This window comes from Aureimonas phyllosphaerae (assembly GCF_047943035.1).
GTDB lineage: Bacteria > Pseudomonadota > Alphaproteobacteria > Rhizobiales > Rhizobiaceae > Aureimonas > Aureimonas phyllosphaerae.
Genome location: NZ_CP181348.1, coordinates 2,010,745 through 2,026,794, shown reverse-complemented (window position 1 = coordinate 2,026,794; position 16,050 = coordinate 2,010,745). Strand labels below are relative to the sequence as shown.

Genomic DNA, 16,050 nt, shown 5'->3' with positions numbered 1-16,050 from the left:
GAACCGTCATGTGAAATGAGGATTGGTGCCTCGATGATAACTGGGAGGTTATGCCGATGCTGTCGTCCGCCCTGCGCCTGCGCCATCTTCGAACCTTCGTCGCCGTGGCGCGGCAGGGCAGCGTTGGGCGTGCGGCGGACGAGCTGGCGATCACGCAGCCGGCCGTCTCGAAGGCGATCAAGGAACTCGAGGCGATCCTCGGCGCCCCGCTGCTCGCGCGCGAGCGGGGCAAGCCCCTGCTCTCACCCTACGGCGAGATGTTCCTGCGCCATGCCGAGGCCAGTCTCTCGGCCCTGTGCCGGGGGCTGGAGGAGGTCGGCGACGCGACCTCGCCGAGCGCGCTGCCCGTTCGCATCGGGGCGCTTCCCACCGTCTCCGCCCGGCTCCTGCCGGCGGCGATCCGCCGCTATCTCGCCCACGATCTCGGCGCCAGACCGCGCATCGTCACCGGCCCGACGGCCTATCTCACGGCGCAGCTGCGCGAGGGCGCGCTCGACATCGTCATCGGGCGCATGGGCGAGCCGGAGACGATGACCGGCCTCGTCTTCGAGCATCTCTATTCGGAACTGATCGTCTTCGCCGTGCGTGCCGGGCATCCGCTCGCGGGCCGCACGCTGCGCCCCGAAACGGTGCTGCCCTTCGATGTGCTCCTGCCGCCGCCGGGCTCGGTGATCCGCCCGACCGTCGACCGGCTGTTCGCCGCCGCCAACCTTCCGGCGCCGCCCCGCGTGGTCGAGACCGTATCGCTCGCCTTCTCGCGCGCCTACATCCTCGCGACCGACGCGATCTGGCTGATCTCCGAGGGCGTCGTCCTCGAAGACCTCCAGCGCGGCGTCCTCGATCAGCTCACCGTGGACACCTCGCGCACGCAGGGACCCGTCGGCATCACGATGCGCGCCGGCGACACGCCATCGCCCGCCGCCGCGATCCTCCTCCAGGAATTGCGCAACGTGGCGGCCGATATCCGGCGCGGCTGATCGGGTCCGGATCCACGTCGCCGGTCCTTGGTGAACGCCTCGCCGATGCGCCTGAGGAGGCTGCCAGTCTCGCGACCGGACAGCCGCGCAAGAAGGAGCAACGCTGGCGCCTGTCATCCCCTCCGGTGAACCGGCTCCCGTTGGCCCGCTCTCGATCAGGCCGCAAGACAATTCGAGTCAGAGTGTCGAAGCCCATTCCGCTCGCAAAAATGGCCTGAAGGTTGCGCCTGGTCGGCTCCCGGCTGGGGCAACTTCGATGTCGGCGCTCAGCGCCTGGCTGCCTCGGTCGGCACTGGAGACCCCAAGCGCGACGAAGAGTTTCCGGTCGCGATCGTTCGAGGCGGGAAATTCCCGGACCTCTGCAGGAGATGGAGATTTGCGCTGATCTCCAGCCGGAGGACCTCGATCATGCCGATCAAGGCGGACGAGGATGCCGGCCAGTACGGGCGAAAATGGAAACGGTCGTTCGCTGCCATAGAGTACACGGCCTCGGCTGACTTCTCCGCCTGCCGAAGGGAGCTGGGGATCTTCGACTCCGCCGTCTAGGATGTGACGATCGACCAAGCCGAAACCGGCCACTGCCTTACCGACCGGATCGACCGTGACAGGGTCGACCGGCACGTCCGCCTCTTCGCCGGTTCCATGGACACGATGAAGGAGGCGCCCCGTTGGCGCTCTGCCGGCTCGACCCGGACGTCTCGGTCCATGACGTCGATCCCGACATCATCTGCTCCGACGCCCCTGCTTTGCGCCGAACGACCAGCCCCTTCCCTTTACGAACACATGGACCGACGACACTTGAGCCTGTGACTTCGCCACAGAGACCATCCTCAACCTGCGACCCCGGCGTCCGCGGCGTGCTGCAGCCCCACGTTGGCGCGTGAGGCAGCGCGGGCTTCGGGCGACGAACCGACCCTTGGGGTTCGGTCTGTTACTTGAGGGTGACGTAGCCGCTGGGATCGAGAGTGCTGATCCGCACGGCGACGGGCGCGTGTGTCGCATATCCGACCGCGTCGCGCAGCGTCTCGGCGAGCCCGACGAGCCGTTCGCGGGTGCGATCGGGTTTCGGCATGATCTGCATCTCGACGTTCACGCTGGGCTGGTCGGGCAGCGCCATGACGGGAAGGACGGCAAACTGGCACGCGGCGACCTCGACGCCGAGTTCCCGGCATAGCATGGACCGAATGGATTCAAGCTCCCTGTCCAAGGCGGTCCGGCAGTCCGGAAAGATCGTCTCGTCGACAAAGATCTTGAGGTTCGGCATCGCACCTTTCACCCGGCGGACGGGCGATGCCCGGAAAAGGCGTTCGCCACCAGCCTCCTCAGGGCATACCGGTCGAGCGCCGCAGGGTTCCAGTACGGGTTGGCGAGGATGAGATCGGGCACTTCGTCCACGGCCCGCTCAAGCAGCCCGAGGCGCTCCAGCGCCATCGTCGCGCCGAGTGTCCGTGACAGGTCGAATAGCGTTCCGGCCGGATCCTCGGTCGACAGCGCGCGGCGCAGCGCCTGCATCGTTTCTGGCGCGGCGTCGGCGTTGTAGGCCAGGGCATGGGGCAGAACGGCCGTGTGCGTTTCGGCGTGGGGAAGATTGTAGGTGCCGCCCAGCGTGTGGCAGATCTTGTGGTGCAGAGCCATGCCGACGCTGCCGAGGCAGACCCCGCAAAGCCAGGCACCGAAGAGCGCTTCCGAGCGCGCGTCCCGGTCGTCCGGCCGATCGTGAATGATCGGCAGGGCTGCTGCGATGGCCGCGACGGCGCGCTCGGCCATCATCGAGACAATGGGGTTCGCCTCGCGGGCATAGAGGGCTTCCACCGCATGGGCGATCGCATTCATGCCGCTCGTCACCGACATGGCGACGGGAAGCGTCAGGGTGAGGTCGACGTCGTAGATGACGACCTCGGGCAGGATGCGGGGATCGGACTTCGTGACCTTACGTCCGTTCTCGGTCTCGCCGAGGATGGGTGTCATCTCGGAACCGGCATAGGTCGTGGGAGCCACGATCTGCGGCAGGTCGGTGCGCAGCGCGATCGCCTTGGCGAGTCCGGTGGTCGACCCTCCGCCCACCGCCACCAGCCCGTCGATGCGTTCGGCCGTGACGACCTCCATGGCTTTGGCGGTGACGTCGGTCGGGGTGTGCATCCGGGCGCCCGCGAAAATGCCGGCCGCCCGCTCCCCGATGCGATCCTTGATGCGGCGCGCATCGGCGTCCTGCTCGGGCGTCGCGACCACGAGCACGCGCGACAGGCCGAGGCGCTCGACCTCTTCGGGCAGCCGCGCGAGCGTGCCGGAGCCGAAGATCACGCGGGCGGGATGGGCGTTGTAGACGAAATCACGCATTGCGGTCGCCCTGGCCGGCATCGTCCGGCGTTTCCTCGGACCGGGCCAGCACGAAGGTCCAGTCCACCGCGGTGAACGGGTTGGGGAATCCGAGTTCGGCCGCCCTTGCCGCGTCGTCGATCGTCTGGAAGTCGGCGATGAGGTCGGCCTTCACGCCGAACACCGCGTCGGTGTGCAGATACGGGCAGTCCGGCGTGAAGAGGTGCGTCGTCACCTCCTCGAACCCCGGCGCGCCCACGATGAAGTGGATATGGGCGGGACGGTAGGGGTGGCGGCCGAGGGCGCCCAGCAACTGGCCGACCGGGCCGTCGGCCGGGATCGGGTAGAAGCGCGGCTTGACCGAGCGGAACCAGAACGCGCCGTCGGGGCCCGAGGTGAAGATCCCGCGCAGGTTGAAGTCCGGCTGCACGCCCTGCTGCTGCACGTCGTAGAAGCCCTCGTCGTTGGCCTGCCAGACGTCGAGCGTCGCGCCCGCGATCGGACGCCCGTCCGTGTCGACGACCCGCCCGGTCACCAGCAGCTTCTCGCCCTTGCCGTCGAGGCAGATGTCCTGGCCGTTCTCGTAGTGCGGGGCGTTGGAGACATGGAACGGACCGAGCACCGTCGTCTCGGTGGCGCCCCGCGGCTTGCGGTTGTCGATCGCATCGACCAGCATCGAGACGCCGAGGATGTCGGACAGGAGGATCCACTCCTGCCGCCAGTCGCTCGTGATGTGGCCGGTCGCGGTGAGGAACTCGATCACCCGCATCCATTCGGCGTTCGACGGCTCCACCTCCTTCACAAAGGCATGGAGGTGGCGCACCGCGCTGTCCATCACGGTCTTCAGCCGCTCGTCCCGGCAATCCCGGTTGCGCGCGATGACGACTTCGGCGGAGTTCTCTTCCGTGAAGTAGCCGTCGCCGGCGGTCGGATCGGTTGCGTCGGTCATCGCGTCTCCTTCGACGGGACCGCCGGCCGGGCCGGACGGTCTCCGTGTCGTCATCGAGCTTCGTGGGGGAGGTCAGGCCGCCAGCAGCGTGACCTTGATGCAGGCCTGCGGGTCGGCGCCGAGGCGGAAGGCCTCGACGGCCTGCGTCAGCGCGAACTCGTGGGTCTGGATCGGCGACAGGTCGAGCCCCGTGCGCTCCAGGAAGCGGATCGCGGCCGGCCAGACGCCGGGCGAGCCGATGCAGCCCTTCACCTCGAGGTTCTTCATCTGGATCAGGCCGAGATTGACCGACACCTTGCGCCCGATGTTGATGCCGACCATCGAGACGCGGCCCTCCTCGCGCGCGAACTCGAAGGTCGCGGCGAGCGAGGCGTCGTGGCCGGCCGCCTCGATGACGAGATCGGCACCCCGGCCGCCGGTCAGTTGCATCACGCGCTCGACCGCGCCGCCGTCCGACGGGTCGATCGCCTGGTCGGCGCCAAGGGCGAGCGCCACCTCGCGGCGCTTGGCGATGGGATCGACCACGATGACCCGTGCGCCCATGCCGATCGCCGCCGCCGCCGAGACGAGGCCGATCGTGCCGCCGCCCGAGACCACGACCGTCTCGCTGGCATTGGTGCCGCCCGAACGCTGGACCGCGTAGAAGCCGCAGGTGAAGGGTTCGATCAGCGACGCCTTCTTGTCGTCGACGGCGTCGGGCAGCTTGTGCAGCCATTCCGGGTTGACGTTGAAGTATTCCCGGTCGGCGCCGCTCAGGGAGAAGCCGAAGTGGTGGAGCCGTTCGGGCGTGCGCACCACGCATTCGCCGACGACCCGATCGCCGACCGCAAAGCCCTTCACGTCGCGGCCGACCTCGACGATCTCGCCCGCCCATTCATGGCCGGGCGTCACCGGATAGGAGATCGGAATGATGTAGCGGCCGGCGAGGAGCTCGTAGTCGGAATGGCAGATGCCGACGGCGCGCGTCCTCACGAGAACCTCGGTCGGGGCGATCCGCGGCATGTCCACGTCGGCGACGACGGGCTTCTCGGGGGCTTCGAAGATCAGGGCTTTCATGGCGTGTCTCTCCCGGGACGCGACTAGTGGACGGCTTCGACGGCGCCATGTTCCGCCGAGCGGACGATGGCTTCCAGAAGCGCGATATTGGCGATCATCTCCTCGCCGGTGATCGGATAGGGCGCCTCGCCCCGGACCGCGCGGGCAAAGGCACGCAGGTTGTCGCGCACCGGCTCGGCGGCGCCGACCTCGGCCACCGTAATCGGCGTCCCCGTCGAGGCGCGCGTGACGATCCAGCCGCTCGGCGCCTCGACATGGGTCTTGTCGCGCACCTCGATCCAGCCTTTCGTGCCGAACACGGCAAAGCGCGAGACGAAGGGCGTGGCGAGCGTCGCCGAGACGTAGGCCGAGCCTCCGCCCTGGAAGCGCACATGGGCGCTCATCGTGTCGCCCTGCGGGATGCTGGACGCGAGGTTCTCGCAGGACACGCGGACGTCGGACGCCGGGCCCATCAGCTTCACGGCGAGGTCCGTCAGGTGGATGCCGGTCGCCGTCATGCCGCCGGCCGGCGCCTGGTCCGCCTTCAGCCGCCAGTTCTCGGCCGGCAGGGACAGGAACTTGTCGTGGCTGAAATTGGCTTCGATCTGCAGGATGCGACCGAGACCGTCCTCGCGCGCGAGATCGAGGATCTCGGCGATCGGCGGCTCGAAGCGGCGCTCGTGGCCCATGCCGAGCACGAGCCCGGCGTCGGCGCAAAGCCGGACGGCCTTTTCCGCGCCGGCCTTGGTGAGCGCCAGCGGCTTCTCGCAGAAGACGTGCTTGCCGGCTGCGACACAGGCCTCGATCTGCGCCTCGTGCAGCGCGTGCGGGGTCGCGAGGATCACGGCTTCGACCGCGGGGTCGGCGAGCGCGGTCTCGAGATCGGCCGAGAAGGCCATCTCGTATTGCGAGGCGAACTCGGCGGCCTCCGGTGCGGGGTCGACCGCGCGGATGAGCTTCAGCCCGGCATCGCCACCCGACATCAGATGGGTCATCTTGCGGCCCCACCATCCAAGGCCCACGATCGCTGTCTTGAGGGGTTCCATCGCGCTGGCTCCTAGCGGTTGTCGACGCGCTTCAGGAACGGGTGAATCTCCACCTTTTCCCAGATGCCGGCCCGGTTGAACGGATCGGCGGCGTTGAAGGCGAGGACTTCATCCTTCGTCTCGGCTTCGAGAAGGAAGAGCGAGCCGATCATGGTCTCGTTGTCTTCGGCCACCAGCGGCCCCGAAATGACGCTCTTGACGGAGGCGGACGCGAGATAGGCCTTGTGCGCGTCGTAGTGCGCGAGGCGGTCCTGGACGGCGTTGGGCCGGTCGAGGCAATGGACGATGAAATGCATGGCAGGGGTCCGTTTGCGACTGGGGAGATCAGGCGGCCGAGTAGCCGCCGTCGACCATGAGAAGTTGCGCGGTGATGCCGCTCGCCGCGTCCGAGAGCAGGAAGGCGACGGCGCTGGCGATCTCGTCCGGCGAGACGAGGCGTCCGATCGGCTGGTCGTCCATCCAGCGGGCCATGATCTCGGGCTGCTTGATGCCGACCTCCGCCAGCATGACCGTATCGGTGTAGCCGGGACCGACAGCGTTCACGCGAACGCCACGTTTGGCCCATTCCACGCCGAGAACGCGGCACATGTGCGCGACGCCGGCCTTCGACACGTCGTAGCCGACATGCAGTTCCGGCCGGACCACCTTGACGCCGGCGATCGAGGACGTCGCGACGATCGCGCCCCGTCCACGCTCCAGCATGTTCGCGGCGAAGGCGCGGATGGTGAAGTAGACGCCGTCGAGGTTGATGCGCATGACGCTCTGCCAGTCCTCGTCCGAGTGATCGGCGCCGGGGCGCTCGTAGGCCATGCCGGCATTGGCGAAGAGGAGATCGACCCGTCCGTGACGCGACAGGATTTCGTCGCGCGCGGCGTCGATGGACCGGGAATCCGTCACGTCGAAGGCGATCCAGTCGGCGCTGAGGCCCTCGCTCGCAAGGTCCTCTGCGACGGATCGCACCGCCTCGTCGCGATCGGCCGCGACGACGGTCGCCCCGAGCGAGGCGAGCGCGCGGCAGGTCGCGCGGCCGATGCCGCCGGCCCCGCCGGTGACGACGACGACGCGCTCGTCGAGGCGGAGCCTGTCCACTGCGCTCACGCCGAGCCTCCCATCTCCACGAGGATCTTCATGTTGCGACCCGTCGGGTCGAGCAGCGCCTCGAAGCCCTTGTCGACGACCTCGTCCGGGCGGATCGTGGCGGTGACGATCTTCTCGACCGGGAAGCTGCCGCCCTCGATCATCGCGGCGACGCGCGGCCAGATGTCGGTCGGATAGCACCACGTCGCCTCGACCGTGATGTCCTTCAGCGCCCAGAGCATCGCGTCGACGGAGGCGCGCCTGGTGTGCAGCCCGACCTGGACGACGGTGCCCCGGCGGCGAACGGCGTCGACGCAGAGATTGAGCGAGGCTTCGGCGCCGACGCATTCGAGCGCGACGTCGACGCCGACCTTGTCCTCCGTCCGGGCACGGATCGTGGCGGGAATGTCGTCGTCGGAGCGCGGATCGAAGACGATGGCCTCGGGCACCAGTTCTTTTGCCAGCGCCCGCCGGTTTGGGTTCGGCTCGGAGACGAAGATCGGCGAGGCGCCCGCCGCCTTGACGGCGAGCAGCGTCAGCGCGCCGATGGGGCCGATCCCGGAGACGAGGACGCTCGATCCGGCCTCCACCCGGCCGCGATCGACGCCGTAGAGCGCGACGGCGGCCGGCTCGATCATGGCGGCCTGGACGTCGGTCAGACCTTCCGAGACCTTGAAGACGTTGTAGCCGTTAAGGACGGCCCGTTCCCCGAGCCCGCCCCAGGCCCATGACAGACCGACGCAGGCCATCTTCTCGCTGAGATGATAGAGGCCGCGACGCCCGTAATAGTCGTCCCGCGGCGAGATCAGCGGCTGGATGGAAACCTTGTCGCCGGGCGCGACATGGCTGATCTCGCTGCCGACCTTGAGGACGCGGGCGGAGAACTCGTGGCCGAGGATCTGCGGCAGCGTGGCGCCCGAATAGACGTGCGGCTGGATCGGTGTCACGATCGGCCCCGCCACGTATTCGTGGAGGTCTGTTCCGCAGATGCCGCACACCAGCGGCTCGACGAGGACCTCGTCGGGCGCAAGGTCTTCGGAGGGCGCCGGGACGTCCTCCAGCCGGATGTCGCGCTGGGCGTGATAGCGGACAGCTTTCATGACACGCTCCCCCTTACTGTGCCGTGTAGCCGCCGTCGCAGACGAGGCTGGCGCCCGTCACGAAGCGGGATTCGTCGGAGGCGAGGAAGAGCACGCAGTTGGCGATGTCGACGGGCTCGGCCAGCGGCAGCACATGCTTGGCGGACATCATCTCAAGGTAGTGGTCGAGACCGCCCGGATAGGTCTCCCCGGCCTTCATGAAGAGCGGGGTCTTGGTCGAGCCGGGATGCACCGCGTTGACGCGGATGCCGTGCTGGCCGTAGCAGATCGCGTCCGTCTTGGTCATCGCGAGCACCGCGCCCTTGGTGGCGTGGTAGGGCGGCAGGTCGTCGTTGCCGATGAGGCCGTAGATCGACGAGAAGTTGACGATCGAGCCGCGCTTCCTCTCCATCATCGCGCGCACGGCATGCTTGGTGCAGAGGAAGACGCCGCGCACGTTGACGGCGAAGATGCGGTCCCAGTCCTCGACCGCCACCTCGTGCGCCAGCTTGTTGACGCCGGTGATGGCCGCGTTGTTGACCAGGACGTCGAGCGTGCCCCACTGCGAGACGACGGCGCCGACCGCACTCTCGACGTCGCTCTCCTTCGAGACGTCGCAGCGGTGGAACTCGGCGTCGGCGCCCGTCCGGCGGATCGCCTCCACCGTCTCGCGCCCGGCATCCTCGACCACGTCGAACACGGCGACGCGTGCGCCCTCTTCGGCAAAGCGGTGGCACGTCGCCTCACCGATGCCGGTGCCGCCACCGGTGACGATCGCCACCTTTCCTTCGAGTCGTGCCATGATGTCCTCCCGTTCGATTGCGTCTGTGTCTTGTTGGCTCGCGGAGAGCCGGACCCGTTCCGGGGTCAGGTGAGAACCATGCCGCCGTCGATCATCACCGTCTGGCCGGTCATGGTGTCGGAGGCGGACGAGGCGAGAAACGCCGTGGTCCCCACGATGTCGGCGGGCGTCGAGGGCCGGCCGATGAGGATGGACTGCGAGAACTCGTTGATGGCCTGCGATGGCGTCTCGGTCAGGCCGTGGTCCATGAACTCGCGGTCGAGCTGCTTCCAGAGTTCGGTCGCCACGACGCCCGGCGCGAATGCGTTGACCGTGATGCGGTGCTCGGCGAGGGCGCGGGCGGCCGCCTGCGTGAGCGCCACGACCGCGAATTTCGAGGCGCAGTAATGGGCGAAGAGCGGGTAGCCCTGCTTGCCCGCGATCGAGGCGGTGTTGACGATCTTGCCGCCGCCGCCCTGGAGGATCATCTGCCGCGCGGCTTCCTGGGTCCCGATCAGGACGCCGCGCCCGTTCACCGCCATGATGCGGTCGAAGTCGGCCTCGCTCACCTCCATGAAGGGGCAGGTCTGGCTGATGCCGGCATTGTTGAAGAGGACGTCGAGCCGACCGAACTCGGCGACCGTCCGGTCCACCATGGCGCGTACGCTGTCGCGCCGCGAGACGTCAACGCCGATGCCGACCGCCGTACCGCCGTCGCTCCGGATGGCGTCCGCGACCGCCTCCGCGCGCGCTCCGTCTAGATCGGCGACCGCGACCTTTGCGCCCTTGGCGGCGAGATCGCGGGCGATGGCCTCGCCGATGCCCCGGCCTGCGCCGGTGACCGTGACGCTGCGGCCTTCAAGAGAGAGTGTCATGTCCGTTGCTCCGCTCAGCGTCCGCGCTTCACGTAGAAGCTGGCGGCCACGATGATCACGACGCCCTTCAGGATGATCTGCATCTGCACGGGCAGGCCGAGCATCACGACGAGGTTGGAGATCGCGACGAGGATGGCCGCCCCGGTGAGGGCGCCGGCGACCGTCCCCTTGCCGCCCGAGAGCGCGATGCCGCCGACCACGGCCGCCACGATCGAGTCGAGTTCGAAGCCGCGGCCGACGAAGTTGTCGACGACCCCGACGAAGCCGGCGAGCACCAGGCCCGCGAGTGCCGCGCAGGCGCCGCTGACGACGTAGGCGAGGAGGGTGACGAGGTCGGAGCGGATGCCGACGAGGTGGGCGGTGACGGGATTGCCGCCGGTGATGAAGACGCGCCGGCCGAAGGCGCTGCGGTGAAGCGCGACGGCCGCGAGGATCGCCACCGCGACGAGGAAGAAGATGTTGTAGGGGATGCCGTTGAAGGTGCCGGCGCCGATCGTGCGGAAGAGGGGCGGCACGTTCCCCGACGGGGCGCCTTGCGTCCAGGCCGTGCGCGCGCCCTGGAGGACGATCATCGTGGCGAGCGTCGCAAGGAACGGCGACACGCGGCGACGCGTCACGAGAAGGCCGTTGACGAGGCCGACCGCCATCCCGATCGCGATTGCTGTGGCGAAGACGAAGGGCACGTCGGCGTTGACGCCGTTGAAGGCGGTGGCGGTGACGGCGGCCGTCGCCATGACCGAGGCGACCGACAGGTCGAGGCCGCGCACCAGGATCACGAAGGTCTGGCCGATCACCACGATGCCGAGCGGGGCGAACTGCAGCAGCATATTGGAGACGTTGGCGCCCGACAGGAAGCCCGGAGCCGCCAGCCCGCCGACCGCGAGGACGGCCAGGAGGAAGATCAGGATGCCATAGCGCGAGAGGTGCTGCCGGAAGGGAACGGGCGCGAGCGCCGCGTCGAGCGGCTTGGCCATGGTGGTCCGTGCCTCGCTCATGCCAGCCCCCGCTGCTTTTCCACGTAGACCGAGACGGCCAGGATGATGACGAGTCCCTGGACGACGAGCTGGTAATGGCTCGAGATGTCGAGGAAGTTCAGCATGTTGTTGAGAAGCGAGACGAGGTAGACGCCGAGCAGCGTGCCGATCACGCCGCCGCGCCCGCCCGTCAGCATGGTGCCGCCGACGACGACCGGCGTGATCGAGGCGAGCGTGTAGTTGGCCCCCGTATAAGGCTGGCCGGCGCTGAAGCGGCTGACGAGGTAGATCGCTGTGAGAGCGGCGAAGAAGCCCGAGGCCGCATAGACGCCGACAAGGATGCGACGGCGCGGCAGGCCCATCAGGTCGGCCGCGTGCGCGTCGTCGCCCACGGCGTAGATGCGTCGGCCCGTGCGGGTGTTGTTCAGGAAGAACGACACGAGGAGGAACAGCGCGAGCGCGATTGTCGCGCCGATCGACAGGCCACCGGCGAAGGTGCCGTAGGCGAAGACGTCGAACTCCAGCGGCACGCCGCCGACCGGGCCGAGCCCGTAGAGAAGCGCGATGCCCTGCACGATCGCCCCCGTGCCGAGCGTGACGATCAGGGGATGGACGCCGGTCGCGACGATCAGGCCGCCGTTCAGGGCGCCGATCAGCGTGCCGAGGGCGAGCACGCCGGCCAGCACCGGCACGACCATCTCGGCGCGCCCGTCGATGAGGCCGGAGGTCAGCATCGACAGGAGGCTGACGACCGAGCCGACCGACAGGTCGATGCCGCCGGTGAGCACCGTCAGCGTCTGGCCGAGGCTGACGAGCGCAAGACCCGTCGACTGCTCGTAGACGTTGAGGATGTTGCCCGTTGTGGCGAAGCGGTCGGAGACGAAGGCGCCGACGGCAAACAGGGCGACGAGGAGCGCGAGGACCACGAGAAGGCCGGTTCGGCTTCCGGTCAGGGCGCGCGACAGGGTGGCGGACATGCGTTCTCCCTCCTTCAGCCGGCCATGCGGCGCGTGGCGAGTTCGACCACGGCTTCCTCGGTGATCTCGCCAGGCCCGAGCTCGCCCGTGACGACACCCTCGCGCATCACGACGACGCGCTCCGACATGCCGACGATCTCGGGCAGTTCCGACGAGATCATCAGGATCGCGACGCCGCGGTCGGCGAGTTCCTGCATGATGCGGTAGATCTCGGTCTTGGCACCCACGTCGACGCCGCGTGTCGGCTCGTCGAGGATCAGGAGCCGCGTCGATGTGCGCGCCCAGCGGGCGACGATCACCTTCTGCTGGTTGCCACCCGACATCACCGCGACCGGCGTGCCGGGACCGCGGCAGGCGATGCGGAAGGAGGCGATGGCCTCGTCGGCCACGGTCGCCTCGCAGCGGTGGTCGAAAAGGCCAGAGCGGGTGAACTCCGGCAGGGTCGAGGCGGAGACGTTGGCCGCAACATCGAGGAGCATCGCAAGGCCCTGACCCTTGCGGTCCTCCGTCACGAGCCCGATCCCAAGTTCGATCGCGCGGCGCGGCGAGCCGATGTCGACTGGCCTGCCGTCCACAAAAACCTCGCCGCCGGTCTTCTTCAAGGCGCCGAACAGGGCGAGAGCCAGTTCCGACCGCCCGGCGCCGACCATGCCGGCGAGCCCCGTAATCTCGCCGGCCCGCAGCGCGATCGATGCGCCGCGCACGCGTCCGGGCACGTCGATGTCGCGCGCCTCGACCACGACCGCCCCCGGCGTCTTCGGCCCGCGGCGCGTTGGAAAGAGCTCGGCGAGGTTGCGACCGACCATCAGCGCGATCAGTTGGTCCCGCGTCACCTCGCCGATTGGCCGGCTGGCGACGAACCCGCCGTCCTTCAGGACGGTCACGCGGTCGCAGAGGGCGAAGATCTCTTCCAATCGGTGGGAGATGTAGACGATGGCAACGCCGGCATCGCGCAGGCGCCGGAGGCGCTCGAACAGGACGTCGACCTCGCGGCCCGAGATCACGGCGGTCGGCTCGTCGAGGATCAGGAGCTTGACGTCGTGGATCAGCGCCTTGGCGATCTCGACCATCTGCTGGTCGGCGACCGACAGGTCGCGGACGCGGCTGCGCGGATCGATGTCGATGCCGAAGCGCTCCAAGAGCGCCTTGGCGTCGGCGCGGGTGCGGCGGTGGTCGATGAGGCCGAGCCGGTTGCGGCGTTCGTGGCCGATGAAGATGTTCTCCGCGACGCTGAGATGCGGGAAGAGCACGAACTCTTGGTAGATCACGTGGACGCCGTGTCGCTTGGCGTCGCCCGGCCCCTTCCAGACGGTCGGCTGTCCGTCGAAGGTGATCGTGCCGGCATCCGGCTGGTGGACGCCCGCGATCACGCGCGTCAGCGTCGACTTGCCCGCGCCGTTCTCGCCGACCAGCGCATGGATCTCGCCTGATCGCGCTTCGAAGTCGACGTCGTTGAGGGCGCGCACGCCCGGAAAGCCCTTGGCGATACCTTTCAGCATCAGCATGGCCGGTCTCCCGCGACAGACTGGGGGGGATGGGCGACCCGGCCGGAACCGGGCCGCCGTTCGACTTCAGCGGGGGTAGTCGACACTGTAGGTCGTCGGGTTGTAGTCTGGACCCATCCCGCCGGTGACCAGCATGTCGGCCGGGCCGTTCGGAACCACCATCTCCGAGATCGGCAGGTCGCGGCGGATCGAGGCGGTCTCGTCGCCGTCCGTCGTCGCGATCTGCGAGTTGATCTCGTAGATGCAGGGCACGGTCTGACCGTCGAGCACCTTCAGCGCGACGTCGATGCCGACGCCGCCCATGGCCGGGGGATAGCCGACCTCGAGCATCGGCACCTTGTGCTGGAGCGCGAGCTGCAGCGGGCCGTTGACGTCGGACGTCGTGTGCGGCGGGATCTCGCCGTCCTTCCAGCCGGCCTCGATGAAGGCCTCGATCGAACCCGGCGTCTGCAGGCCGTGCGCCGACCAGACGGCGTTGATCTGCTTGCCGTACTTGGAGATCGCGGCCTGCATGACCTGCTTGCCCTTCACCGGGCTCCAGTCGGAATAGACCGTGTCGAGGATCTTGATGCCGGGATGCTGGTTGAACACCTGCATGGCGGCGCGGGTGCGGATTTCGTTCGGGCTGGAGCCCGCCTGGCCCGCCAGCATGATGACGTTGCCCTGGCCGTTCAGCTTCTCGACGATCCACTGGGCGAAGAGGCGGCCCATCATCGTGTCGGAGGCCGTCACGAACGAGATGAAGTTGTCGGAGGCGATGCGCCGGTCGACCATGACCACCGGGATGCCGCGCTGCATCGCCCGGCTGATCGCGGGATCGAGCGCCTGCTCGGTGTTGGCGCTGACGAGAAGCAGGTCGACCTGGCGCGAGATCAGGTCCTGGATATCGGCGACCTGCTTGGCGTCGTCATGGCCTGCGTCCGTGACGATGAGTTGCTTGATCTTGTCCTTGTGCTCGGCCGCCGCCTTCATCACCGAATGCTGCATCACGACGCGCCAGCTGTCGCCGAGACCTGCGTTGGAGAAACCGATGACGTAGGGCCCCTCTTTCTTGTACTGCGAGGTATCCTTGAAACAGATCTCCTGCGCCGGATTGAACAGGAAGGTGCGTGGCGCGCCTTCGTAGGGCCCGGCAAAGGCGGACCCCACGGCGCCAAACATGGTGGCGGCACACAGGGCAATCTTCAGCAATCGAGATTTCATTCTGCAACTCCTCCCAGAGCGTCGCCAAGTCTTCCGATGAGGACACAAGTCGGACTGTGCAGACGCAACATATTGCGCCGCATCAATACTGCCGATTTTTGCCCAAACTCTCCCTGCAAGCCGTTCTCGACCCGCATTCCTAGTTAGACAGCGCAAATCGTCGGCTCAAATACTGATTTGTCCAAAATGGACATCGTTTCTCTAAACAACGCGGCCTGGGTCTGGGACAAGCAATTGGGAATGGGCGAGCGGGCGGGGAGCCACGCGGACTTGCCCCGCATCTTTGGAGGAAGGCGCGATGACGAGCAAAACGCTGCATGTGGGCTGGATCGGCATCGGCAAGATGGGAAAGCCCATGAGCCGCCGGGTTCTGAAAAGCGGGATGCCCGTCACCGTCTACGAGCCGCTGGCGCAAAACCGGGCGAGCGTGGTCGCGGAAGGCGCCGACATGGCCACCTCGCTCCCCGATCTTGCGGCCGCCGCCGACGTCGTGGCTCTGACGATTCCGAACGACGCCGTGCTGGAGAGCCTCGCCTTCGGGCCGGACGGCCTCGTGCAATCCATGCGGCCCGGCCAGATCCTCCTCGAGATGAGCACAGTGTCGCCGGCGATCTCCCGCCGGCTTGCCGAGAGCTTCGCGCAGCGGGACGTCTCCTATCTCAGGGCCCCGGTCTCCGGCAGCACGGCGACCGCCGTCAGCGGGCAGCTCTCGGTCATGGTCTCCGGGCCAAAAGCCGCCTTCCAGAAGGTGCTTCCGCTTCTCGAGGCCTTCTCCACGCGCCAGTTCCATGTCGGACTGGAGGAGGAAGCCCGCTATCTCAAGCTGGTGCTCAACGCACTCGTCGGCGCGACGTCGGCGCTCCTCGGCGAAGCCCTGACGCTCGGACGAAGCGGAGGCTTGAGCGACGAAACGATGCTGGAGGTCATCGGTCAGAGCGCCGTCGCCTCGCCGCTGATCGCCTACAAGAAGGACCTCCTCATCTCGCGCAACTTCGAGCCGGCCTTCACTGTCGAGCAGATGATGAAGGATTTCGACCTCATCCTCGGCGCTGCCCGTTCCGACCATGTACCGATGACGCTCGCCGCCCTGGTCCGCCAGCAATACGAGGCCGCCTTCGCGACGGGGCATGCCCAAGACGACTTCTTCGTCCTCGTGGAACTGTGCGAGCGCCTGGCCGGGCTGCCGGCGGACAAGGGAGCGGGTGTCCCCCTTGATCGCGCCGCGGGCGATCGGTGACAAGGTCCGCATCGGCCAA

Annotated in this window: 16 protein-coding genes; 2 read left to right on the top strand and 14 right to left on the bottom strand. The window is 67.9% G+C overall.

All coding sequences use genetic code 11. The features are described from left to right. Positions 1-56 precede the first annotated feature (56 nt). Positions 57-977 (top strand): pca operon transcription factor PcaQ, encoded by a 921-nt coding sequence (gene pcaQ / locus ACLNGM_RS09435; protein ID WP_416358115.1) that lies wholly within the window; start codon positions 57-59, stop codon positions 975-977. Between the two features lie 931 nt (positions 978-1,908). Here pcaQ and ACLNGM_RS09430 read toward each other — a convergent pair. The 14 genes from ACLNGM_RS09430 to ACLNGM_RS09365 form a co-directional block, all read right to left on the bottom strand. Then, positions 1,909-2,241 (bottom strand): hypothetical protein, encoded by a 333-nt coding sequence (locus ACLNGM_RS09430; protein WP_416358114.1) that lies wholly within the window; start codon positions 2,239-2,241, stop codon positions 1,909-1,911. Between the two features lie 8 nt (positions 2,242-2,249). Then, entirely contained in the window at positions 2,250-3,314 is a 1,065-nt protein-coding gene (locus tag ACLNGM_RS09425; protein ID WP_416358113.1) for a maleylacetate reductase, read from the bottom strand. Next, a complete protein-coding gene (locus ACLNGM_RS09420) occupies positions 3,307-4,242 on the bottom strand; it encodes an intradiol ring-cleavage dioxygenase (RefSeq protein ID WP_416358112.1) in 936 nt (311 codons plus the stop codon). Before ACLNGM_RS09420 ends, ACLNGM_RS09425 begins: the two co-directional genes overlap by 8 nt. Before the next feature lie 72 nt (positions 4,243-4,314). Beyond that, entirely contained in the window at positions 4,315-5,298 is a 984-nt protein-coding gene (locus ACLNGM_RS09415; protein ID WP_416358111.1) for a zinc-dependent alcohol dehydrogenase, read from the bottom strand. Positions 5,299-5,321: 23 nt separating this feature from the next. Continuing rightward, the gene (locus ACLNGM_RS09410; RefSeq protein ID WP_416358110.1) at positions 5,322-6,323 is read right to left on the bottom strand and encodes a Gfo/Idh/MocA family protein; all 1,002 of its coding nucleotides are present in this window, start codon (positions 6,321-6,323) and stop codon (positions 5,322-5,324) included. Between the two features lie 11 nt (positions 6,324-6,334). Continuing rightward, a complete protein-coding gene (locus ACLNGM_RS09405; RefSeq protein ID WP_416358109.1) occupies positions 6,335-6,619 on the bottom strand; it encodes a YciI family protein in 285 nt (94 codons plus the stop codon). A gap of 28 nt (positions 6,620-6,647) precedes the next feature. After that, positions 6,648-7,421 carry an SDR family NAD(P)-dependent oxidoreductase gene (locus tag ACLNGM_RS09400; RefSeq protein ID WP_416358108.1) on the bottom strand — a complete coding sequence of 258 codons (774 nt, stop codon included), beginning with the start codon at positions 7,419-7,421 and terminating at the stop codon, positions 6,648-6,650. Further along, on the bottom strand, positions 7,418-8,500 hold the full coding sequence (locus ACLNGM_RS09395; protein ID WP_416358107.1) for a 2,3-butanediol dehydrogenase: 1,083 nt from the start codon (positions 8,498-8,500) through the stop codon (positions 7,418-7,420). The genes ACLNGM_RS09400 and ACLNGM_RS09395 overlap by 4 nt, the downstream gene beginning before the upstream one ends. Positions 8,501-8,513: 13 nt before the next feature. After that, the gene (locus tag ACLNGM_RS09390) at positions 8,514-9,281 is read right to left on the bottom strand and encodes an SDR family NAD(P)-dependent oxidoreductase (RefSeq protein ID WP_416358106.1); all 768 of its coding nucleotides are present in this window, start codon (positions 9,279-9,281) and stop codon (positions 8,514-8,516) included. 65 nt (positions 9,282-9,346) lie between these two features. Continuing rightward, positions 9,347-10,135: a glucose 1-dehydrogenase gene (locus tag ACLNGM_RS09385; RefSeq protein WP_416358105.1), complete on the bottom strand. Its 789-nt coding sequence runs from the start codon at positions 10,133-10,135 to the stop codon at positions 9,347-9,349. Positions 10,136-10,149: 14 nt separating this feature from the next. Next, positions 10,150-11,130: an ABC transporter permease gene (locus ACLNGM_RS09380; protein WP_416358104.1), complete on the bottom strand. Its 981-nt coding sequence runs from the start codon at positions 11,128-11,130 to the stop codon at positions 10,150-10,152. Next, positions 11,127-12,086, bottom strand: coding sequence for an ABC transporter permease (locus ACLNGM_RS09375; RefSeq protein ID WP_416358103.1), 960 nt, complete (start codon positions 12,084-12,086; stop codon positions 11,127-11,129). The genes ACLNGM_RS09380 and ACLNGM_RS09375 overlap by 4 nt, the downstream gene beginning before the upstream one ends. A gap of 14 nt (positions 12,087-12,100) precedes the next feature. Further along, the gene (locus tag ACLNGM_RS09370; RefSeq protein WP_416358102.1) at positions 12,101-13,591 is read right to left on the bottom strand and encodes a sugar ABC transporter ATP-binding protein; all 1,491 of its coding nucleotides are present in this window, start codon (positions 13,589-13,591) and stop codon (positions 12,101-12,103) included. Between the two features lie 66 nt (positions 13,592-13,657). Continuing rightward, on the bottom strand, positions 13,658-14,794 hold the full coding sequence (locus ACLNGM_RS09365) for an ABC transporter substrate-binding protein (RefSeq protein WP_416358101.1): 1,137 nt from the start codon (positions 14,792-14,794) through the stop codon (positions 13,658-13,660). 298 nt (positions 14,795-15,092) lie between these two features. Between ACLNGM_RS09365 and ACLNGM_RS09360 the strand changes: the two genes are divergently transcribed. After that, positions 15,093-16,031, top strand: coding sequence for an NAD(P)-dependent oxidoreductase (locus ACLNGM_RS09360; RefSeq protein WP_416358100.1), 939 nt, complete (start codon positions 15,093-15,095; stop codon positions 16,029-16,031). Positions 16,032-16,050 lie beyond the last annotated feature (19 nt).

Excerpts from the sequence above, each read along its gene's own strand:
- ACLNGM_RS09395 (WP_416358107.1), bottom strand. The coding sequence starts at position 8,500 with ATGAAAGCTGTCCGCTATCACGCCCAGCGCGACATCCGGCTGGAGGAC.
- ACLNGM_RS09390 (WP_416358106.1), bottom strand. The coding sequence starts at position 9,281 with ATGGCACGACTCGAAGGAAAGGTGGCGATCGTCACCGGTGGCGGCACC.
- ACLNGM_RS09385 (WP_416358105.1), bottom strand. The coding sequence starts at position 10,135 with ATGACACTCTCTCTTGAAGGCCGCAGCGTCACGGTCACCGGCGCAGGC.
- ACLNGM_RS09410 (WP_416358110.1), bottom strand. The coding sequence starts at position 6,323 with ATGGAACCCCTCAAGACAGCGATCGTGGGCCTTGGATGGTGGGGCCGC.
- ACLNGM_RS09375 (WP_416358103.1), bottom strand. The coding sequence starts at position 12,086 with ATGTCCGCCACCCTGTCGCGCGCCCTGACCGGAAGCCGAACCGGCCTT.
- ACLNGM_RS09360 (WP_416358100.1), top strand. The coding sequence starts at position 15,093 with ATGACGAGCAAAACGCTGCATGTGGGCTGGATCGGCATCGGCAAGATG.
- ACLNGM_RS09425 (WP_416358113.1), bottom strand. The coding sequence starts at position 3,314 with ATGCGTGATTTCGTCTACAACGCCCATCCCGCCCGCGTGATCTTCGGC.
- pcaQ (WP_416358115.1), top strand. The coding sequence starts at position 57 with ATGCTGTCGTCCGCCCTGCGCCTGCGCCATCTTCGAACCTTCGTCGCC.
- ACLNGM_RS09415 (WP_416358111.1), bottom strand. The coding sequence starts at position 5,298 with ATGAAAGCCCTGATCTTCGAAGCCCCCGAGAAGCCCGTCGTCGCCGAC.
- ACLNGM_RS09380 (WP_416358104.1), bottom strand. The coding sequence starts at position 11,130 with ATGAGCGAGGCACGGACCACCATGGCCAAGCCGCTCGACGCGGCGCTC.
- ACLNGM_RS09430 (WP_416358114.1), bottom strand. The coding sequence starts at position 2,241 with ATGCCGAACCTCAAGATCTTTGTCGACGAGACGATCTTTCCGGACTGC.
- ACLNGM_RS09370 (WP_416358102.1), bottom strand. The coding sequence starts at position 13,591 with ATGCTGATGCTGAAAGGTATCGCCAAGGGCTTTCCGGGCGTGCGCGCC.
- ACLNGM_RS09420 (WP_416358112.1), bottom strand. The coding sequence starts at position 4,242 with ATGACCGACGCAACCGATCCGACCGCCGGCGACGGCTACTTCACGGAA.
- ACLNGM_RS09405 (WP_416358109.1), bottom strand. The coding sequence starts at position 6,619 with ATGCATTTCATCGTCCATTGCCTCGACCGGCCCAACGCCGTCCAGGAC.
- ACLNGM_RS09365 (WP_416358101.1), bottom strand. The coding sequence starts at position 14,794 with ATGAAATCTCGATTGCTGAAGATTGCCCTGTGTGCCGCCACCATGTTT.